Origin of the sequence: Pandoraea communis (genome assembly GCF_902459745.1) — a bacterium.
Taxonomy (GTDB): domain Bacteria; phylum Pseudomonadota; class Gammaproteobacteria; order Burkholderiales; family Burkholderiaceae; genus Pandoraea; species Pandoraea communis.
This window is the reverse complement of the sequence record NZ_CABPSJ010000006.1, coordinates 103477-122977: the sequence shown is the minus strand read 5'-3', so window position 1 is coordinate 122977 and position 19501 is coordinate 103477. Positions and strand designations below refer to the sequence as shown.

18 protein-coding genes are annotated in these 19501 nt (G+C 63.6%); 8 read left to right on the top strand and 10 right to left on the bottom strand.

Features of this window, described 5'->3' with window-relative positions; all coding sequences use genetic code 11:
- Positions 1-47: 47 nt before the first annotated feature.
- Genes PCO31110_RS20315 through PCO31110_RS20305 form a run of 3 tightly spaced genes read left to right on the top strand, consistent with a single transcriptional unit; the run spans position 48 to position 4327 of the window.
- On the top strand, positions 48-1343 hold the full coding sequence (locus PCO31110_RS20315; RefSeq protein ID WP_010808720.1) for a hypothetical protein: 1296 nt from the start codon (positions 48-50) through the stop codon (positions 1341-1343).
- Positions 1318-2985: a glycoside hydrolase family 44 protein gene (locus PCO31110_RS20310; RefSeq protein ID WP_010808719.1), complete on the top strand. Its 1668-nt coding sequence runs from the start codon at positions 1318-1320 to the stop codon at positions 2983-2985. Before PCO31110_RS20315 ends, PCO31110_RS20310 begins: the two co-directional genes overlap by 26 nt.
- Before the next feature lies 1 nt (position 2986).
- Positions 2987-4327 (top strand): oligosaccharide flippase family protein, encoded by a 1341-nt coding sequence (locus PCO31110_RS20305; protein ID WP_246189917.1) that lies wholly within the window; start codon positions 2987-2989, stop codon positions 4325-4327.
- Here PCO31110_RS20305 and PCO31110_RS20300 read toward each other — a convergent pair whose 3' ends face one another.
- A complete protein-coding gene (locus PCO31110_RS20300) occupies positions 4328-5257 on the bottom strand; it encodes an NAD-dependent epimerase/dehydratase family protein (protein WP_010808717.1) in 930 nt (309 codons plus the stop codon).
- Between the two features lie 13 nt (positions 5258-5270).
- Complete coding sequence (locus tag PCO31110_RS20295) at positions 5271-6995, bottom strand: FAD-dependent oxidoreductase (protein WP_150691277.1); 1725 nt, start codon at positions 6993-6995, stop codon at positions 5271-5273.
- A 233-nt stretch (positions 6996-7228) separates the two neighbouring features.
- Here PCO31110_RS20295 and PCO31110_RS20290 point away from each other — a divergent pair, with 233 nt between their 5' ends.
- Complete coding sequence (locus PCO31110_RS20290; protein WP_150691276.1) at positions 7229-8059, top strand: WecB/TagA/CpsF family glycosyltransferase; 831 nt, start codon at positions 7229-7231, stop codon at positions 8057-8059.
- A gap of 57 nt (positions 8060-8116) precedes the next feature.
- Here the strand turns inward: PCO31110_RS20290 and PCO31110_RS20285 are convergent, their stop codons facing one another.
- Together PCO31110_RS20285 and PCO31110_RS20280 are read right to left on the bottom strand one after the other, a co-directional pair.
- Positions 8117-9532: an undecaprenyl-phosphate glucose phosphotransferase gene (locus PCO31110_RS20285; protein WP_010808714.1), complete on the bottom strand. Its 1416-nt coding sequence runs from the start codon at positions 9530-9532 to the stop codon at positions 8117-8119.
- A 240-nt stretch (positions 9533-9772) separates the two neighbouring features.
- The gene (locus PCO31110_RS20280; protein WP_010808713.1) at positions 9773-10288 is read right to left on the bottom strand and encodes an outer membrane lipoprotein; all 516 of its coding nucleotides are present in this window, start codon (positions 10286-10288) and stop codon (positions 9773-9775) included.
- A gap of 455 nt (positions 10289-10743) precedes the next feature.
- Here PCO31110_RS20280 and PCO31110_RS20275 point away from each other — a divergent pair, with 455 nt between their 5' ends.
- Positions 10744-12231 carry an MFS transporter gene (locus tag PCO31110_RS20275; protein ID WP_036662356.1) on the top strand — a complete coding sequence of 496 codons (1488 nt, stop codon included), beginning with the start codon at positions 10744-10746 and terminating at the stop codon, positions 12229-12231.
- A 100-nt stretch (positions 12232-12331) separates the two neighbouring features.
- Here the strand turns inward: PCO31110_RS20275 and PCO31110_RS20270 are convergent, their stop codons facing one another.
- Positions 12332-13048 (bottom strand): hypothetical protein, encoded by a 717-nt coding sequence (locus PCO31110_RS20270; protein ID WP_150691275.1) that lies wholly within the window; start codon positions 13046-13048, stop codon positions 12332-12334.
- A gap of 272 nt (positions 13049-13320) precedes the next feature.
- Positions 13321-13797, bottom strand: a complete 477-nt coding sequence (locus tag PCO31110_RS20265) for a CBS domain-containing protein (RefSeq protein ID WP_010808710.1) — start codon at positions 13795-13797, stop codon at positions 13321-13323.
- A gap of 575 nt (positions 13798-14372) precedes the next feature.
- Between PCO31110_RS20265 and infA the strand changes: the two genes are divergently transcribed.
- The gene (infA, locus tag PCO31110_RS20260) at positions 14373-14594 is read left to right on the top strand and encodes a translation initiation factor IF-1 (RefSeq protein WP_010808709.1); all 222 of its coding nucleotides are present in this window, start codon (positions 14373-14375) and stop codon (positions 14592-14594) included.
- Here the strand turns inward: infA and PCO31110_RS20255 are convergent.
- The 4 genes from PCO31110_RS20255 to PCO31110_RS20240 all read right to left on the bottom strand — a co-directional run bounded on the left by PCO31110_RS20255 (position 14591) and on the right by PCO31110_RS20240 (position 17154).
- Entirely contained in the window at positions 14591-15049 is a 459-nt protein-coding gene (locus PCO31110_RS20255) for a GNAT family N-acetyltransferase (protein ID WP_010808708.1), read from the bottom strand. The genes infA and PCO31110_RS20255 overlap by 4 nt on opposite strands.
- 1 nt (position 15050) lies before the next feature.
- Entirely contained in the window at positions 15051-15347 is a 297-nt protein-coding gene (locus PCO31110_RS20250) for an acylphosphatase (protein ID WP_150691274.1), read from the bottom strand.
- A 121-nt stretch (positions 15348-15468) separates the two neighbouring features.
- The gene (locus PCO31110_RS20245) at positions 15469-16581 is read right to left on the bottom strand and encodes a metallophosphoesterase (RefSeq protein WP_150691341.1); all 1113 of its coding nucleotides are present in this window, start codon (positions 16579-16581) and stop codon (positions 15469-15471) included.
- A gap of 186 nt (positions 16582-16767) precedes the next feature.
- Positions 16768-17154: a nucleotide pyrophosphohydrolase gene (locus tag PCO31110_RS20240; RefSeq protein ID WP_150691273.1), complete on the bottom strand. Its 387-nt coding sequence runs from the start codon at positions 17152-17154 to the stop codon at positions 16768-16770.
- 134 nt (positions 17155-17288) lie between these two features.
- Between PCO31110_RS20240 and PCO31110_RS20235 the strand changes: the two genes are divergently transcribed.
- A complete protein-coding gene (locus PCO31110_RS20235; RefSeq protein ID WP_306439169.1) occupies positions 17289-17639 on the top strand; it encodes a 2Fe-2S iron-sulfur cluster-binding protein in 351 nt (116 codons plus the stop codon).
- Between the two features lie 63 nt (positions 17640-17702).
- Positions 17703-19370 carry an energy-dependent translational throttle protein EttA gene (ettA, locus tag PCO31110_RS20230; RefSeq protein WP_010808703.1) on the top strand — a complete coding sequence of 556 codons (1668 nt, stop codon included), beginning with the start codon at positions 17703-17705 and terminating at the stop codon, positions 19368-19370.
- The last annotated feature ends 131 nt before the right edge of the window (positions 19371-19501 follow it).

The window sequence follows — 19501 nt, the reverse complement described above, 5'->3', positions numbered from 1 at the left end:
CCACCGAATTCAACCACTTCGTGACAGCCGGGCCGCAAACCCTCGACATGAACTCCTCGGCACCCAGCGATACGACGGACGCACTGCCGCCCGTCTTCGCGGGTGACTTGCCGCGCACGTTTGTCGTCGGGTGTCTGGTCATACTCCTGCCGTTGTTCGGCCAGACCTTCCATTACATTACGGCGCTGTATCCGTTATGGGCGCTCTCCAAGGCGTTCCCGATACTCACGCTGCCGCTTGTGCTGCGCCTGGGCAGTCAGCCGCGTTTTCCGATGACCCGGCAAGTGCTGCTGAGCTTCGCCTGGCTGCTACTGGTGCCGAGCTTCGCCGCCGTCATCTATTTCCACGAGAGTGTCTTCGTGAGCGTCACGGCGCAAGTGAAGCTGCTGCCGATTCTGTATTTCTTCTCGTTTCTCGCGCTGCTTCTGATGCTCAAGCCCACCTTGAACGAGTTGGCGCGCAGCTTCCTGATTCTGGGCGCGGCCATCGTCGGCGCGCTGATCGTCATGTGGATCGTGGTGCCTGCCAGTTGGTACAAGGAAACCTACGTCTTCGGTCAGGCGCCATTCTTCACCAGCGACAGTCGCGGGCATCGCATCCGGATGTCGATGTATTTCCCGTTCATCCTGTTGTTTTTTTGTTACCGCCGCGCATTTTTTGAGCGGCACCTCGGCTATCTCGCCGGCGCGCTTGTCGGACTGGCCGTCGCGCTGCTGATCGTGAAGTCTCGCGCGCTGGCCATCGGTATCATGGGCGTGCTGGTCATCAACACGTTCGTTTGGGCACGCCCGCGTGCACGTATCGGGTTGCTGCTCGTCGCGCCTGTCGCGCTGGCTGCAATTTTCTCGATGGGGTATCTGGCGACGATTTTCAGCGCCGGTACCGAAACCGGGTTCGATACGCGTCGCATTTCGGCGCAATTGGCCACCCGCTTTCTCGGTGACGACTGGATGCGCTGGTTGTTTGGCGTGGGCACCATCAGCCCGGCGAGCGGCGATACGCTCACGACCTACTTCCACCATTTCTTCTTCCTGGCGGACATTACCTGGCTGGGCATTGTGTTCGAGTTCGGCCTGATCGGCGCATTGCTCATCGTTTGCCTGCAACTGCGGGGGCTGTTCTTCTACCGGCGCTTACGCGTGGAAGTGGAAGACGATTTCCTTGGCGCGCTATACGACTATCTCGTCTTTGTCCTGCTGGCCTCGTTCTTTTACCCCCCAACGCTTGCGCCAGGCGAGACCGCCGTCATTCTGGCCATATTTGCCTACATCTGGCGCGCAGGCGGTTTCGATCATCGTGCAGATCTCCGGAGTCTCCATGCGCCGCGTGTTGCCGCGCCGTAGTGCGTGTCCCAAATTGATTCATCTGGTGGGCGCGGCCGTGCTGTTGTCGGCGGCAGCTTGCACGAACGCGACCCCTGGCGAACCGCTGCCGGTCGCCATTGCGGTGGACGCCGCCGCGAATCGTCATCCAATCAACCCGCTGGTCTACGGCATCAATTTCGGCACGACGGCGATGCTGCAGGACTTGCGTGCGCCGCTCAATCGCTCGGGCGGGAACAGCGCATCGGCCTACAACTGGCGGCTCGACGCGCGTAACGCGGGCCGCGACTGGTATTACGAAAGCCTGCCGGTGAATCCGGCCGATATCAATGACCAGTTCGGCGATCGCTTCGTTGCGCTGACGCAGGCCGGAGGCGCGACCCCCATCATCACGATTTCGATGCTGGGGCGCGTAGCCACACTGTCACGCGCCCGAGAACGGCTGGCCAGTTTCTCGATTGCCAAGTACGGTCCGCAACAGAACCACGACGTGGACGGCATGACCGACGCGGGCAACGGCATCCTGCGAGACGGCACGCCCGTCGTCAACGATCCGAACGACGCCACCGTGCCCGACGATCCGGCGAGCCAGCAGGCCCGTGTCACAGCGATGGTGCAACAGTTCGGGCCGGCGCGTGCGGGGGGCGTGCGGTACTACGCCATGGATAACGAGCCCAGCATGTGGCAACTGATCCACAACAATTCGCATCCTGTTGGCGCCCACGCGAGCGAAATTGCCGCGAAGGTGATCGCCTATTCGCATGCGGTGAAGACGGCAGACCCGGGTGCGAAGGTGCTCGCGCCGGAAGAATGGGGCTGGAACGGTTACCTCTATAGCGGGTTCGATCAGCAGCATTCGATCAAACACGGCTATGCGCAAGCCCCGGACCGTCAACACGAAACCGGCGGCATGCCTTATATCCCGTGGCTGCTCACGCAGTGGAAGAAGGCCGGCCGTCCGGTCGACATCTTCAGTCTGCACTTCTACCCGCAGAGCAAGGAGTACGAGGAGCCGGCCGGCAGCAATTCGCAGGCTATCGCGCTCATGCGCAACCGCTCTACGCGCAACCTGTGGGACCCGAATTACAAAGACCCGACGTGGATCAACAGCGTGGTCGCGCTGATTCCGATGATGCGTCAATGGGTCGACACGTATTACTACCCCGGCACACCCATTGCGCTGACCGAGTACAACTGGGGGGCGGATACCCGCATGAACGGGGCGACGGCGCAGGCCGACATTCTGGGCATTTTCGGCAGAGAAAGGCTGGATATGGCGACTCGCTGGGGCACGCTCGATCCGTCAATGCCGGTCTATAAGGCGATCAAGCTGTATCGCAATTACGATGGCCAGGGAGGTGAATTCGGCTCGACCAGTGTCGCTGCCACTGCTCCGGACCCCGACACCGTTTCAGCGTTTGCCGCGCTGCGAGAGAAGGACGGCGCCTTGACCGTCGTTGTCATCAACAAGCAACTCGAACGCGCCGCTCAGGCCACGATTTCGCTGGCCAACTTCGCACAGACGGGCACGGGGGAAGTCTGGCGTTTGGCAGACAATCAATTGACGCGCCAACCGGATGCCACGTATTCCGGCGGCGAGTTGCGTGCCGATTTGCCGGCCCAGAGCATCATGCTCTTCGTATTGCGCAAGCCGGTGAAGTGATATGACGCAGACGCGCACGCCGCCGGGCAAGACGGGCGCTTCGATGATTCGCGGCAGCGTGGTCAGCCTGGGCGTTCGCTTGCTCGACCTGCCCAGCCGCTACGGTTTTCACTTGCTGATCGCAGCGGCGCTCGGCGTTGTCGATACCGGCAACTTCTACATCGTCTTCAGCACGATGGTGGCGCTCGCGGGGTTCGGGCGATTGGGGATCGATCAGGCGCTCACGCGTCAGTTGGCGATGGACGTCGCGTCAGGGCAGTTCGGCGCCGTTCGTCCTACGATTCGACGCGCGCTGGGGCTGGTCTTCTTCGCGTCGGTGGCGGTATCGGTCTTGCTGGCCGCCGCAGCCGCGCTGTTTGCGCACGATGTGCTGAGGAAGCCGGAGCTGACGGTACCGCTTATGCTGGGGGCGCTCTCGTTCGTTCCTCAGAACGTGGGGGCGGCGCTCGCTGGCGCGCTCGCCGGATTGCAGCGCGTGGGCTACAGCCAGATGATCTATTCGTGGCTCTGGCCCGCGGTGTTTTGCGTGGCAGTCATCCCGCTGGTGGTCACAGGGCACCTGACAGTGGCGAATGCTCTTGTCCTGATCGCCGTGAGCTTCACGCTTGCTGCGATTGCCGGTGCTGTGCTGCTGCGACGGTTCCTGCGCGAGATTCCGGCAGACATGCCGCACGGTGTCCTCCCTGGCTTGCTAAAGCCCGGCCTGTCGCTCTTCTCGCTGGAGCTGACCAAGCTGCTGATTACCTCGGCGCCCGCCATCGTTCTCGGGATTGTCGCCACCTCGCGCGAGACGGGGCTTTTCGCGCTCGCGTGGCGTCTGGCGCTGGTCGTCAACATTTTGATCAGCGGCGTGACCGGGATGGCCGCTCCGCGATTCGCGAGCCTCTATGCGCGTCATGATTTGCCGGGGCTCGAACGAAGTGCTGCACAAGCCATCGGACTGGTGCTGTGTCTGGCGCTGCCGGTGACGCTGGGCATGTTGGTCATGCCGCAGCACCTGCTGGGTCTGTTCGGCCACGGCTATGACGACGGCGCAAGCGCATTGCGCGTGCTGGCCCTCGGGCAGATTGCCGCGGCTTGTTTCACCGCGATGCCCGAACTGCTGGGCATGACGGCGCATACGCGCGCACTCATGCGTATCAACGTGGTATCGGTCGGCGTGCTGTTGCTGGGTCTTGCGGTATTGACGCCCATCGGCGGAAGCGTTGGGGCGTCGGCGGCGGCGTCGCTCGCGATTGCCGTGAACGGCGCCGCCGCAGCGTGGGCGGCACGCCGTCTGCTCGGCGTGTCGCCGTTCACCACGCTCTGGCACTGGACGGCGGGGCGTGTCGCCCGCCGTTGATCAGGACCGTACCGCTTCTGCCTGAAGGGCCTCGCGCCACGGCGTCCACGTCAAACCGAAGGTCTTTTCTGCCAGACTGGCATCGAGGCAAATGTCTTGCTGCCAGAGGCGAGCGAGCGACGGCGGCAGTGCCGGCGGCAATGCCCTCAGGCCGATCTTGCGGCCTGCGATCTCGGCAATCTTGAGCGCGGGCGCGAGCAGTTTCGTCTCGATCTTCAGACGACGTCCACCGATGCGTTTGACGGGCGTCGCGCCCAGCGCCTTCGCGTAGGCGATGAAATACTCGTTCCAGCGTGGCGCGTTCGCCATGGCGAGGTTATATGCGCGGCCACCGGCCTCGGGTTGGCGCAACGCGCTGAGCGCGGCGGCAACGACATCGTCGACGTGCACCAGATTGCTGTGCGCGTCGCCCGCCGCACCGAGATCGCCGAGGCGGCCCGCGCGCAGAAGTTGCGCGATGCGCGCCGACCACTGCGGGCTGCCGCCGCCGTAGACGCATCCCGGGCGGAACAGCGAGACCGCCGGCAGGCCCGCGAGCACTTGCTCGGCTTCCACCTTCGCCATGCCGTAAGGACTTGCCCCCGCGAGTGCCGCCGTCTCGTCGATTCGGCCTTCGGCCGTGCCATACACCGCCATCGAACTGAAATACACCACCGGTAACGGAGTGCTGTGTGCGTCGAGCGCGCCGCGCAGCGCGCGGGCGTTGGCAACGATGGTATCCGGCGAACCGGCGACGCAGTTCACCACACCGTCGGCATCGGCGAGTGCTGCGCCGAAGGAGGTGGCGCTGAGCGCGTCGACGGCGCGCAGGCCGGTGTCGACGCGGCGGGACGCGGCAATCGGTTCGGCCCAATCGGTGGCAGCAAGGGCGTTGACGACGTGGCGGCCGATGAAGCCGGTTGCGCCGGTGACGAGGATGCGGGCTTTCATGTGGCGGGCGGAATCAGGTGGAGGTGGATGGAAGGGAAGCCGTCGAGGCGGTCGAAGCCGTTGGCAGGGGCAGGGTGGACACGTTGGCGTGCCCCTGCAAATGATCGGCAAGCCGCAGCGCCAGCGCCACGATGCTCAGGGTTGGGTTCGCCTGACCGGAGGTCGGAAAGACTGCCGCACCTGCGACGAATACATTGTCGGCCTCGTGCAGGCGGCTGTCGGCGTTGACCACGCTGCTCGCAGGATCGCTGCCCATGCGCGCGGTGCCGATATGGTGGCCGCCATAGGCGCCGTAGCGCGTCATTTCGGACTCTACGCTGGCGGGGTCGTACGAGAAGTGCCCGACGCCCGTGCGTTCGACTTCCTGCGCAAGCGCGGCAAGGGCACGGGTGACCGTGGCGACATCCTGCGCCGTGTAGTGCCAGTCGATGTGGAGGCGGCGCATGCCCAGCGCATCCACGTCGTCACCCAGTGTCACGCGGCTGTGGGCGTTGGGGACTTGTTCGGCGTGGAAATCCAGACTGAAGCGAAGGTTGGCCGGCCGCACGATCACAGAGGGGAATTTTCGGGCAGCCAGCGTCCGGTGCAACAGCCAATGCGTGAGGAAACGCACGGTGTTGGGCACATCCGTGACGACGTTGCGTGCGTGTGCGAGCCAGTTCCCAACGCCACCCGGCGCATCCCCGTAGAGGCGCTTCGCGTACTCGTACGGCACGATGGGCCTCGCCAGATACAGTGCCGAGAGAATGCCGTTCCCGTGTCCTGCGTCAGGAATGCGCGGATGGTGCAGGCGGGCGATGAAGTTGCCCGTGTGAAGGTTGCGCTGTGCTTGCGGGCGAAGCGCCAGCCGGCGGCGGCAATAGATGCCTTCGTCCGACACGTCGTAGCCATGCCAGACCGAGGTTGCCTTCGAGAGATCGAGCGTGCCGATGGTCCCGGCCAGGTGGCTCATGTAATAGCGGCCGACGATATCGTGCGCGTTCCCGAGGCCGCGGCCGCTGACACCGGGGCTGCTCAACAGCAAACGGGGCACTTCGAGGCCGCCGGTGGCCAGCACGTAGGCGCGTGCGGCAACGGTAAAGGTGTTGCCATCGAGCGTTCTGACGTCGGCCGGGCCGACGAGACGCGTTTGACCTTCCTGCATCGGCAGGCGGCAGAGATTGGCGTGCTGTACGACGCGCACTCGTCCCTTGGCCAGACGGTTCCGGTAACGTCCTCCAAAATCCGTCGGACAGCTAAATCTCTCGAGTGTGTTCGTCGAAAACACATCGCTGTCGAAGTTGCCGATCATCGGCGGCGACGGGTGCGATGGCGGAAATGCCTGTTCGGCGGTGTAGGCGAATTCGCCGGCCTCGCACAACGCATTGGCTTGCCCATACCAGGGCATCAGGTCGTCAAGGCCGATGGGCCAGCCACTGTGCGGCACGTAGTCGCGTGTTTCGAAGTCGATGGCATCGAGCGGCATGCAGCGTCCGCCCCACAGGGTGGTCGACCCGCCGAAGCGGCGCACCCGGTAACTGTCGGCGGGCGGATGGAGCCGGGTGTCGGCAACGGTGCCCGCATAGAGTTGCTGGACGGCCGGCTCGGGTGCGTCGCTGCCGCTCTCGAGCAGGATGACATCGAGCCCGCTCGCTTCGAGTGCGAGGGCGAGCGTAATGCCGGCGGCGCCTGCACCTGCGATACACAGGTCGGCTTGCAGACAGGTGCCGGAGGGAATGTCGTGAGCGTCGAGGATCATCGTCTGCGGCAACCGGCAGCGTAGCTGACCGTAAAGAAAAAAATGGGTGAAAAGAGGCGGTGCGAGCAGCCGCTGCGATGGTAGCCGATCCACAATGCCGGCATGACGACTTTTAACGACAGGTGCGCACGATGTGGTGAAAAGTGTCGCTGACGGACGGGGGACACGCTGCTACTATCGTGTCTGCCATCGAACGTATCCGGCACCGCCGGGTGACAGGAATACGACAAGTCATGACCCGTGACACCGATCCGAAAGCAGCGCCAGACACTTCCCTTCGCAATCGATTCGAGCCGAGCATTTCTCTGTTCGGATTGAATATCGCTGCCGTGCCGTTCGATACGGCGGTCGACGTGCTCGCTCATGCCGCCGCGCAACGCGACGGACGAGCGCGCATCGTTGTGACACCGAACGTCGATCACATCGTGCGGCTCGACAAGCTGCCCGAGTTCAAGCAGGAGTACCGTGAAGCCGATTATCTCTTCGCCGACGGCATGCCCATCATTTGGGCGAGCCGTCTTTTCGGCATGCCGTTGCCGGGACGCGTGACCGGGGCCGATCTGCTGCCGGCGTTGTGCGACAGGGCGCGGGCATCGGGACGCCGCGCGATCTTCGTGGGCGGACGGCCAGGGCAGGAAGCGCAGTTGGCCGAAGGACTGTCGCGCCGTTTCCCTGGTCTCGACTTCACCGTGTTGATTCCCTCCATGACGTTCGACCCGACGGGACCCGAAGGAGAGGCGATCGCGCAATGCGTTCGTGCGGCTGCGCCCGACCTCATCTTCGTGTGTCTTGGCATGCCGAAGCAGGAGCGTTGGGCGATGGCTTACGCGGGCACCATGCCGGGCGGTGTGATGTTGTGCGTTGGCGCGGCCATCGAGTTTTCTGCCGGCATGCAGAAGCGGGCACCGAGGTGGATGCAGCGCACGGGCCTCGAATGGGTCTTCCGCATCCTGCAGAACCCGGGCCGCATGTGGCGTCGCTATCTCGTCGACGACCGCCGTTTCATCGGCATCTGTTGGCGGCAGTGGCGCGCTTTCGCCCGCGAAGGACGTCCGTGTGCGTAATGTCTCGATGAGGGGTCTCCATGAGGGGCGCCTCGCGTGCGCGGCGAGCGATGCCGCTCAGATGGCGTTGTGCCCCGTCACCATCACGGGGATCGTTTTGAGCAGGATCTTGATGTCGAGCCACAGCGACCAATGGGTGATGTAGTAACGGTCGTACTCCACACGGCGCCGCATCTTGTCGGGCGTGTCGGTCTCTCCGCGCAGACCATTGATCTGCGCCCATCCCGTAATGCCCGGCTTGACGCTGTGGCGCAGCATGTAGCCGGGGATCACTCGCCGGTACATTTCGTTGTGTTCTTCGGCGTGCGGACGGGGGCCGACGAGGCTCATCGAACCGCTTAGCACATCGAATAATTGCGGTAGCTCGTCGAGCGACGTGCGCCGTAAATGCCTGCCGAGCGGCGTAATGCGGCTGTCGCCCGCGTGCGCCTGTCGCAGTCCGCCCGTTGCTGCGGCGGCAGCATCTTCCGGCTGGACAACGCGCATCGAACGGAATTTGCGCACGACGATCGGCTCGCCGCGTTCGCCGTAGCGGCGTTGACGGAAAAGGACCGGGCCGGGGGAGTCGAATCGCACCGCGATGGCAATGGCGATCATCACCGGACTCAGTAGCATCAGCAGCAGCGTCGCGCCTACAAGATCGATGCTGCGCTTGATCATGCGCAACATGCCCTGCACCGTGATGTCGTGCAGTGCGAGCAAGGGCACACCTGCGAGGTCCGTGCTGGTCATCGGCAGGTCGCCGGGAAAGCGGAACTCGGGCAGCAGGTAGATGGCGGCCGTCGAATCGTACAGGCGATTGACGATGTCGCTGGTGAGCTCCTTGTTGTCCTGTTGCCCGATGGCGATGAAGACGATCTCGTAGGCGTTGGCCTGAATGTGTGCTGCGGCGTCGTCGTAGCGGCCAAGGTACAGGGGCAGGACTTCGCCATCGTCCGGCGTGACCGGTGTGTCGTTGTAATAGCCCGAAATCTGGATGCCGAGAATCGGGGAGCGGCGCAGGCGCATATGCAGCTTGCGCGCCTCGGGGCCAAGACCGAAAAATGCGGCGCGCCGCTGATTGCCCGGGGCGTTGTTGATGCTGTGCGCCATGCCGCGCAAGATGGCCAGTCCGATCATCTGCAACGGCAAGGCAAGCAGCACCCACTCTGCCACTATCAGGCGCACGTCTTCCGTGCGCTCGTATGTCAGAAACAGCAGGACGATCGTCGTGAGCAGCAGCCGGCACCAGCGCATGGCGCCGCGCCCGAGCATCCACCCGACGTTGCGAGCGCTTGCCAGCAGGTGGAAGCGCGCGAATACGATGAACGCCGCAGCGGCCAAAGCGCCGACGAGTGTCAGACCATAAGGGGTATTGGGGTCGTGTCCGTTTAAGTGTAGGACGGTGAAGAACGCGCCTGCGTTGAGCACGGCGCTGAAGCCGCCGACCATCGCCATGAAAAGCCGATGGTGGTAGGTCGTCTGGGTCGACATGACGGAATTCGAAGGGTAGCAGTAACTGGCGGGACTCGACAAAGTTCCGGAACGGCGAGAGCCCTCCGATGGTCGCGCGTATCTTATCAGGCTAAATTCGCTTTGCGTGTGAACGCGCAGGCGCCGCATTATTGCCGCGTTTCGTCCCCCCGGCGTCCCCCCGTCAAAATGTGATCGATCCAGAAAAAAAAGCCCGCCGGGGGACAACCCGGCGGGCGTTCGTTTTGGTGCAGGTCCCGATTAGTACGGATACACCGTATCGTTCGCGACCGCAGCACGCTGGCCCTGCTGGACGCGCAGCGGCGGCGCTTGCGTCACGGTTGCCACGCGGCCGTCGTCCAGACGCACCGTGATGCGGTAAAGCACGTTCGGTTGGCCCATGCCGTTCTCGATACGGTTGCCCGCGATGGCGCCGATCACGGCACCGCCGATGGTGGTGGCGGTGCGTCCGCGTCCGCCGCCCATCGTGTTGCCGAGAAGACCGCCGGCGGCGCCGCCGAGCACTGTCCCGAGAATGTTCGGGCTGTTGTTGGCGCCGTTCATTTGTTCAATCGATTCGACACGGCCATACAGTGCGCCCGGAATCTGCTGCTGTTGTTGCGGCGGTTGCTGGTAGCCCTGTTGATACCCCGGTTGTTGATAGCCCTGCTGGTAGCCCGGCTGCTGGTACCCGTATTGCGGGCCCGGTGCAACGCAGCCGGCCAACATGGCGGCGGCCAGTGCCGCGCTGATTCCCGTAAGTGCTTTGATGTTCATTTTGGTTCGTCCTCGTGAGCGTGAGGTAAATGCGTCGTCGCCTTATTCGGGGGACGTTGCGCACAATGTATCGCATCCATTGCGACCACGACGCGGAATGTAGGGTTCCGCAGACCTTTGTGCTGTAAGAAAAGGTAAGCGTTTGTAATGGCGGAGGTGCCACTATGACGCCGGTTGGCGGAGGCCCCACCCGATTCGATGCGCTTTTCGATGATATTCCCATCAGGTGAGATATGGAGGTATGCCCTGTGAGCGCGTAACGCATTGGGGAAATCCGCTGCTTTTTTGAGGGAAATTCGAGTGTTATGCGATTTTTCTGAGAAAACATGCCGTGCGGCGCGGGAATCGTCTAAGCATATAACCACAAAGCACTTGGATGCCTCGGTACCAAGCGGTAACATCGCGGGCTTTGGCGCTGGATTGGCCGGCCATCGTTTTCTTCCTTGTTCCGCATCATGTCCGTTGACGTCTCCTTGTCCTCCGCCGCGCCTGCATACGCGAGTCCTGCGGCTTCGTCCGCTTCTCATGCCCAAGGTGCCGCCGGTCCTGCCGTGATCCGCTCGGCTGCCGATGTCGCACAACTCGTCAACGAGGGCGGCGCCCGTGTGTCCAATGCGCGTTGGATCGTGGCCATTGCGCTCGGCGGTGTGTTCCTCGACGCGTACGACCTTGGGGCGCTCGCCTTCGGTCTGAAAGACGTGGCCCGCGAATTTCATCTCACGCCGGCAGGCACGGGCATGGTGGCGTCGGCCATCACGTTCGGCGCCATCGTGGGGGCCTTCCTCGGCGGCTACTTCACCGACCGCATCGGCCGCTATCGCGTATTCATGGCCGATATGCTGTGCTTCGTGATCGCTGCCATCGCCTGTGCGTTCGCACCGAACGAGTATGTGCTCGCCGGCGCGCGCTTCGTGATGGGGCTGGGGGTTGGCATCGACTTGCCGGTGGCGATGGCATTCCTCGCCGAATTCTCGAAACTCAAGGGGCGAGGCAACAAGGCCGCGCGGGTCGCGATGTGGTGCCCAACCTGGTACGCGGCGATCTGCGCGTCGTATCTGCTCGTGCTGCTGTGCTATTCGGTGCTGCCGTCGTCGCATAGTGCGCTGTTGTGGCGAATCATCCTCGGTTTCGGCGCCATCCCCGCGCTGGCGATCATCGCCGTGCGTAGCCGCTACATGAGCGAATCGCCGGTGTGGGCCGCCAATCAGGGCGATCTCGAAGCCGCCGCGAAGATTCTGAAGCGTTCCTACGGTATCGATGCCGTCGTGGCGGCCGACGCCGAGCGCGTGGCGCCGAAGCGTCCCGCCGCATGGAGCAACTACGGCGCGCTGCTCAAAGGTGTGTACCTGCGTCGCACGACGCTCGCGACCATCATCGCAGTGGCGTCGTCGTTTGCCTATAACGCGGTGGCGTTCGGGTTGCCGGTGATCATCGCGAGCTTTCTCGCGCAGTCGATGCTCACCACGATTCTGATGTCGCTCGCGCTGAACCTGCTGTTCGCGTTCACGGGCGGTTTGCTCGGCGTGCGTCTGGTACCGAAGGTCGGTGCGTGGAAGCTGACGGTACTCGGTTACGCATGCCAGTTGACTGCGCTTGTCGGCCTTGCACTCGTCGGCAAGCCCGACGGCGCCGCGCAAGTCGCCTGGGCGCTGGGTTTTCTCGCGCTGTTCCTGCTGGGCCAGGGCTTCGGCCCGGGGGCGCATTCGATGACCTTCGCGTCGCTGAGCTACCCGACGTCGCTGCGTGGCGTTGGCGTCGGATTTAACCAGACGCTCATGCGTGCCAGCTCGACCGTCTCGCTGTTTCTGTTCCCGGTGCTGGCAGCCGCGCTCGCGACGAAGGTGTTCTGGGTGATCGCTGCCGCGCCGGCCATCGGCTTGCTGGCGCTGCTGGCGATTCGTTGGGAGCCGTCGAACTACGACGTCGACGCCGAAGACTTCTGAGTTTCTGAGCATGGCCCGCCTGCGAGCGGGCGAAGCGGCGGCGCTGCAACGGCGCCAGCCGGCATCGTGCGGCCGGCGCCGTGAAATAGATGTCCGACAATCAGCGCGAGCCGATCTCGGGCGCGAACAGGCGCTCGCGCTTCATGAAGGGGTCGATGTCGTTTGCCAGATTGCGCTGGCGCGAGCACGTCTTCTTCCCATTCATCTCGATACATTCCCGGGTACCTACCGGATTGCCGCCCTCGCGCGTGGCCTTGGGGCCACTCACCGCCGACTGACCTGGCCCGAATTCGCGCTCGAAGGCGCGTTGTGCCACGCTGCCCTGCGCCGGGGGCGTATCGTGTGGCGCGGCGCGTTGCGACTGCTCGGTGATCGCGCGTTCGGCACTTGCGACCGGTGACGAGGCTTTCGATGCCGCTTGTGTGCCAGCTTCCCGCGCAACGTCCGCGCGCCAGTCAAGGGCTGGGGTTAGGGTTGGGGCACTCAATGCCGCTGGAGGCGATACCCGCGGCTCGGCGGGCTTTGCCGACGGCGACGTTAGCCGTGGCTCCGGCGCTGGCGCTGGAATACGCGCTGTGGGTGTTGTCCTGCTCTCACGTGGCGATTCGGTGGGGAAGGGGGGCTGAAGCGCCGAACGCCTTGGGGCCGGCGGCGTGATGATGGTGACCTGCATGGCCGTGCGCTCGGGTGATTTGTCGCCGAGGCCGGCGAGCGGTACGGGAGTGGCGATCCATACCAGCCAATGCAGCGCGAGTACCGCAATGGCAACCCCCCAGATGCTGCGCGGCAGGCGAGCGCCAAGGGACTGGGACGGCAAGCGCCCAGTGATCGAAAGTGCGTGACGTGCGAAGGCCGGATCGGGTGAGCTAAGGGATGTAGGCGACAAGGGCAGGCATGAATGCTGTCGAAAACCGGGAGGGGTGTTCGCATTTTGGCACACCCCTTCGCGTGAGGCAGCCCCGTTACGTCACTTTGCGTCACATGCTCGAAAAAACGGCGCTTCGAGCGAAGCGCCGTGTCCCTGATTGCGCTGCCGGTATGAATGCGATGCAATGCCCGGTGGCAAGAATGTTGGTAGTGAGTATTTACTTAACTGGGGCGCGGCGGTGTGCGGCCTACCAGCGCGGCACCCCCGCCCATAATGTAAGTCTCGAGCTGATCGATGGTGAACTGCTGTTCCGTGATGATGGTCTTGACCAGATCGCCAATGGACAGCAGGCCGACCAGTTCACCGTCTTTCATGACAGGCAGGTGCCGGATGCGGTGTTCCGTCATCAGCGACATGCATTCCTCGTTGGTCTGATCGGGGCTTACGTAGCGCACGGCTGAGGTCATCACGTCGCGCACCGGTGTATTGACCGAGGTGCGCCCCATGAGCGCCACCTTGCGGGCGTAATCGCGTTCGGTGAAGATGCCGACGATTTTGCCGTCGTCGTCACTGACCAGTACCGCGCCGATCCGCGCTTCGGCCATCAGGGTCAAGGCATCGAGGACCGAATCGGTCGGGCGCACCTGATACACCGTGTCGGCCGATTTGGACTTCAGGATCTGAGCGACTGTCTTCATGGTCTTCCTCCTGCGGGCTACGGATACCTACAGCATAGTTGAGCGCTCGTCGCGCGTCATGTTCGCGTTGTCCCCGAGTGAATCCCGCGGCGGCAGACCGACGCGGGCGCCTTCGTTGATGCATTGCGCCACGAATACACGGCAAAAGCCTCCAAAAGGGCTTGCCGAAGTCATATTTTTTCCACGGGCGATGTAGAAAGGCGTATCCTAGCGGGATCGGCGAAAATTCGCCGATCATCGCCTGACGATCGCGAAATGCTTTATCGGCGCCGCTGACAGCCATGTCCTGCGAGCCGGATCACTCGCTGTGCCGGTGACGCGGACCCCACGGTCTTCGCCCTCCCGACACGCACTGCTCGTCATTGTGGCACTGCCGCAATGTGCCTTGCTCCTTCGAACCATCGCCGCTTTTCGGTGCGCCGTCATGCCTTCATGGCCGGTCCACTGGGTAGGCTCCTTTTGGCGTTCGATGTGCACTCCGTCAAAGACAGGGTGCGGCGAAGGTATTGGCGAACGAACCTTCAGTAACACCGGTGCTGCGCCCTCGCGAGCGGCACCCACAAGAGGATACGATATTGGCCAAGGAAGAACTGATCGAATTCAGCGGACACGTCTCGGATGTGCTGCCGGACAATCGCTTTCGCGTCACGCTCGAAAACGGCGTGGAAGTGATGGCATATGCGAGCGGCCGCATGCAGAAGAACCGCATCCGCATTCTGGCGGGTGACCGCGTGACGCTGGAAATGTCGCCCTATGACCTGAGCAAGGGCCGCATCAACTACCGTCACAAGAATTAAGTCAGCGAAGACGTCTGGCTTTTGCGCGCAAGTCGTTGCCCATCGCGGGCATAGCCATGCCGCGCATAGAAGCGATGCGCGGCGACCCGGTGGTCGCTGCTCGTCACTTCGAATTTCTCACACCCCCGCTCGTTGAACCATGCGTGAGCGGCCGCCATCAGCGCGTGCCCGACGCCCGAGCCTCGCACATTCTCCTCTACCACCAGCGCCGTAATGCGCCCCAGCCGCCCCGCCAGATGAAACATGGTGAGTGCGTGCAGACCCATGCATCCCACGATCTGAGCGTTCTCGTCGACTGCGACGAAGGCTGCGTCGTCGCCATTCGCCGCTGACAGGGCGATATTCCGCCGAACGATGTCCAGAGGCGTGTCGTAGCCCAGTTGCGCGAGCAGCGCGACGATACGCGGTGCATCGCTGTCGATGGCCTGACGAGTGCTGGGCGTAGGTGTTTTCATGTCAGAGCTGTTCGAAGCGGTCGAAACGGCGGCCGGTGTATTCCACCTCGCTTTCGAATTCCGTTACGCGCGCGCCGGGCGGCCCGTGCCGCATCCATTCGAGCATCTTGTCGACCTGATCGGGCGTACCTTGCACTGTGGCGAGAACGTCGCCCTCGGGCAGGGCCTGCACCCAGCCGCGTACGCCGATCAGGTGACCCTCACGCACCGCCGCCTGACGATAGCCGACGCCCTGAATCTTGCCGCGCAAACGGACGACTACGGTTTCGAGCGAGGTACTGGGCAGGAGTGACTTCATGGCAGCGAGCAGCGGGAGAACGGGTACGAGAAAGCGAAAGACGGGTTTTCGGGGCTGGGCGATTGTAGCGTCATCGCGTGACGGTTGCCCTCGCCCTGATTCACGAATGCGGCGTTGCCGCTCACGCCGTGCCGGGCACCAGACGCAGGCGTGTGATCTCCGAGGGCGCACCGAACCGCTTGGGCGGTCCCCAGTAGCCCGTGCCCCGGCTCACATAGATCGCCAGGCGGCCGAGCCGGTGCAGGCCGTGCACGTACGGCTGTTGCAGCGGCACGAAGTACATCCACGGCCAGAATTGTCCGCCATGTGTGTGTCCGGAGAGTTGCAGATCGAAGCCGGCTTCCTGTGCCGCCGACGCACTGCGCGGCTGATGGGCGAGCAACAGGCGAGGCACCCCGTCGGGGGCTCCGGCGATGGCAGCGAGCGGGTCGCTGCGTTTTTCCGGGTCGAAATGGTGTGCGGTGAAGTCCGTCACGCCCGCTACGGTGAGCGACGCGCCTTCGTGGTCGAGCACGACGTGTTCGTTTTCGAGCACGGTCAGGCCGATGCGTCGCAACTCCTCGACCCAGGCGGGTGCGCCCGAGTAGTACTCGTGGTTGCCTGTGCACACGTAGGTGCCGTGGCGCGAGGTGAGCTGGGCGAGTGGCGCAATGTGATCGCGCAAGGCAGGCACGCCGCCGTCGACCAGATCGCCGGTGATGGCGACGAGATCCGGCTTGAGTTCGTTGGTGGCTTCGACGATGGCCGTGATGTAACGGCGGCGAATCGTCGAACTGACGTGAATGTCGCTCAACTGGACGATGGTGAAACCCTTGAGTTCGGGCGGCAGGTTCGCGATGGGAACGTCGACGTCGACCACGCGCGCGAGGCGTCGCGCGTTGTAGAAGCCCAGCAGGGTGGACAACGCGGTGAGCCCCAGCGCGATGACCGCAGAACGGGTGACGAGCTGTGCGTCGAGTGCCGAGAGGGTCATCGCCACGCCCAGCACGACATCGCGCAGCAGCGTGAGGACGAATAGCGTCGAGAAGACGCCGATGGCCGTCATGCCGGTCCATGTCAGCAATGTCGCGAGCGGCTCTCGCTGGATGGCACGGCTCATCAGGCCCAGCGGAATCAGGACGGTCGAGGCGGCGAGCCACATGCCGCCCAGCACCTTCCAGCCGAGCCCAACCGGTAGCGGCGGGAGCAGGCGCCAGCCGATGTATGCATGCAACAACGCGATGATAGCGAGCATCAACCAGCGAGGGCGTGCGGGTAATGTGCGTCGCGACGACTTGCCGTGCGCGTGAGCGCCACCGGACGAGGGCTGCGATACCTGCGAGGCGTGTAAGGGTTGCGACATAGTGTTGTCTGATAGGCGTTCGGGGCCGACGTAGCCGTTATGCGGGCGCGGGGCGCAATTGCAAGGGCGCGCGAGACATTACCCTTGCGGCGCCGGGTACTTCTGCGCGTTCATCACGAGCTTCTCGGATACGGCGCGGTTCAGATCGACGCCCAGAACCGACGACAGCCGCACGAGATACATGGCGATATCCGCCAGTTCCTGCTCCACATGCCGGGCCTCGCTCGTTTGCATGACGGCCTTGGCTTCAGCGTCCGTTTGCCATTGAAAGATTTCGACCAGCTCTGCGACTTCGACGGATAACGCCATCGCAAGGTTCTTCGGCGTGTGGAATCGATGCCAGTCGCGCGCGTCGGCGAACGTGTGCAGGGCGGCTTCCAGCCCGGTCGCATCGACGAGGCGGGCGGGCCCGGCTTGGCCATCGGCGTCGCCGGAGACGGCAGAATCCTTGGGGGCAGCGGACATGGGAGACGGTATTCGGAGGTGACGGCCGCAGGCGGGCTCGGGGACGCGACAAAAAGCCGCTGGAACGAGGTATGGTAGCGCGTTGGCGCAAGACGCGCCGTGCACCCTCCCGATCACTTCCGACCCAGTATCCTTTGGACAGCGCTTCCCCCGGCCCCGTCGCCCCGCCTATCGAAACGCCCGAGCCGGCCCGTTACCGTGTCACGCTCATGCCGTCGGGCTGGCAGTTCGACGCCCCGGCCGGCACACCGATTCTGCTCGCGGCGCAAGCCGCCGGCTTCAAGCTGCCGAGCCTATGCCGCAATGGCACCTGCCGCGCGTGTTTGTGTCAGGCGCAAACCGGCGGTGAGCCAGCGCCGGTGGCCTACCGCATCGAATGGCCAGGGTTGTCGCGTGAAGAGAAGGGACAGGGCTGGCTGCTGCCGTGCTGCGCGTATGCGCGTGCCGACCTCGTCATCGACGCGCCTGACGCCGCGCTTTGTTAAACTTGCCGCTATCTGGCGCTCGCCTTCGAGCCGTCATAACCGTTTCAGGATCAGGAAAGCCGAATGGCACAGTACGTATTCAGCATGAACCGCGTGGGCAAGATCGTGCCGCCCAAGCGTCACATCCTCAAGGACATCTCTCTGTCGTTCTTCCCGGGTGCCAAGATCGGCGTGCTGGGCCTGAATGGTTCGGGCAAATCGACGCTGCTCAAGATCATGGCGGGCGTGGACAAGGAGATCGAGGGTGAAGCGATCCCGATGGCGAACCTGAATATCGGTTATCTGCCGCAGGAGCCGCAACTCGATCCGGAGCAGACGGTGCGCGAAGCGGTGGAAGGCGGCATGGGCGAAGTGTTCGAAGCGCGCACGAAGCTCGACGAGATCTACGCGGCATACGCCGAACCGGACGCCGACTTCGATGCGCTAGCCGCCGAACAAGCCAAGTACGAAGCGATTCTCGCCGCGAGCGACGGCAACAACATCGAGCAAACGCTGGAAGTCGCCGCCGACGCGCTGCGCCTGCCGCCGTGGGACGCCAAGATCGGTGTGCTCTCGGGCGGTGAAAAGCGTCGTGTGGCATTGGCCCGTCTGCTGCTCTCGAAGCCGGACATGCTCTTGCTCGACGAACCGACCAACCACCTGGACGCCGAATCGGTCGACTGGCTCGAACAATTCCTCACACGCTTCCCGGGCACCGTGGTGGCCGTCACCCACGATCGCTACTTCCTCGACAACGCTGCCGAGTGGATTCTCGAACTCGACCGCGGTCACGGCATTCCCTGGAAGGGCAATTACAGCTCCTGGCTCGACCAGAAGGAACAGCGCCTGAAGCAGGAAGAGTCGACCGAGTCGGCCCGTCAGAAGGCGCTCAAGAAGGAATTGGAGTGGGTGCGTCAGAATCCGAAGGGCCGTCAGGCGAAGTCGAAGGCGCGCCTTGCCCGTTTCGACGAACTCAACAGTCAGGAATATCAGAAGCGCAACGAAACCCAGGAAATCTTCATCCCGGTGGGTGAGCGTCTGGGCAACGAAGTCGTCGAGTTCAAGAACGTGTCGAAGGCCTTCGGCGACCGTTTGCTGATCGACGACCTGAGTTTCACCGTGCCGCCGGGCGCGATCGTCGGCATCATCGGCCCGAACGGCGCCGGTAAGTCGACTTTCTTCAAGATGCTCACGGGCCGCGAACAACCGGACAGCGGCGAGATCAAGGTCGGGCCGACGGTCAAGATGGCTTACGTCGACCAGAGCCGCGACGCACTGGACGGCAGCAAGACCGTGTTCGAAGAGATCTCGGGCGGTGCCGACGTGCTGACGGTGGGCAAGTACGAAACGCCGTCGCGTGCCTATATCGGCCGCTTCAACTTCAAGGGCTCCGACCAGCAGAAGCAGGTCGGTTCGCTCTCGGGCGGCGAGCGTGGCCGTCTGCATATGGCCAAGACGCTGATCTCCGGCGGCAACGTGTTGCTGCTCGATGAACCGTCGAACGATCTGGACGTCGAAACCTTGCGTGCACTCGAGGACGCGCTGCTCGAGTTCGCCGGTTGTGTGATGGTCATCTCGCACGATCGCTGGTTCCTCGACCGTATCGCCACGCATATTCTGGCCTTCGAAGGCGACTCGCACGTCGAGTTCTTCCCCGGCAACTATCAGGAGTACGAGGCGGACAAGAAGAAACGCCTCGGCGAGGAGGGAGCAAAACCGAAGCGAATCCGCTACAAGCCGATCGCGCGGTAACGCAGGAAAAGGCGCCGCAAGGCGCCTTTTCTGTTTGAACGGTGGCTCGGCAGGTTCGCCGCATCAGGCCTGCCGGCCGCAACCCGTGTTCGACGTGCCATGCCGACGCGCAGTGCGCGGCATGACCCGCC

Excerpts from the sequence above, each read along its gene's own strand:
- PCO31110_RS20315 (WP_010808720.1), top strand. The coding sequence starts at position 48 with ATGAACTCCTCGGCACCCAGCGATACGACGGACGCACTGCCGCCCGTC.
- PCO31110_RS20310 (WP_010808719.1), top strand. The coding sequence starts at position 1,318 with ATGCGCCGCGTGTTGCCGCGCCGTAGTGCGTGTCCCAAATTGATTCAT.
- PCO31110_RS20305 (WP_246189917.1), top strand. The coding sequence starts at position 2,987 with ATGACGCAGACGCGCACGCCGCCGGGCAAGACGGGCGCTTCGATGATT.
- PCO31110_RS20300 (WP_010808717.1), bottom strand. The coding sequence starts at position 5,257 with ATGAAAGCCCGCATCCTCGTCACCGGCGCAACCGGCTTCATCGGCCGC.
- PCO31110_RS20295 (WP_150691277.1), bottom strand. The coding sequence starts at position 6,995 with ATGATCCTCGACGCTCACGACATTCCCTCCGGCACCTGTCTGCAAGCC.
- PCO31110_RS20290 (WP_150691276.1), top strand. The coding sequence starts at position 7,229 with ATGACCCGTGACACCGATCCGAAAGCAGCGCCAGACACTTCCCTTCGC.
- PCO31110_RS20285 (WP_010808714.1), bottom strand. The coding sequence starts at position 9,532 with ATGTCGACCCAGACGACCTACCACCATCGGCTTTTCATGGCGATGGTC.
- PCO31110_RS20280 (WP_010808713.1), bottom strand. The coding sequence starts at position 10,288 with ATGAACATCAAAGCACTTACGGGAATCAGCGCGGCACTGGCCGCCGCC.
- PCO31110_RS20275 (WP_036662356.1), top strand. The coding sequence starts at position 10,744 with ATGTCCGTTGACGTCTCCTTGTCCTCCGCCGCGCCTGCATACGCGAGT.
- PCO31110_RS20265 (WP_010808710.1), bottom strand. The coding sequence starts at position 13,797 with ATGAAGACAGTCGCTCAGATCCTGAAGTCCAAATCGGCCGACACGGTG.
- PCO31110_RS20255 (WP_010808708.1), bottom strand. The coding sequence starts at position 15,049 with ATGAAAACACCTACGCCCAGCACTCGTCAGGCCATCGACAGCGATGCA.
- PCO31110_RS20250 (WP_150691274.1), bottom strand. The coding sequence starts at position 15,347 with ATGAAGTCACTCCTGCCCAGTACCTCGCTCGAAACCGTAGTCGTCCGT.
- PCO31110_RS20245 (WP_150691341.1), bottom strand. The coding sequence starts at position 16,581 with ATGCTCGCTATCATCGCGTTGTTGCATGCATACATCGGCTGGCGCCTG.
- PCO31110_RS20240 (WP_150691273.1), bottom strand. The coding sequence starts at position 17,154 with ATGTCCGCTGCCCCCAAGGATTCTGCCGTCTCCGGCGACGCCGATGGC.
- ettA (WP_010808703.1), top strand. The coding sequence starts at position 17,703 with ATGGCACAGTACGTATTCAGCATGAACCGCGTGGGCAAGATCGTGCCG.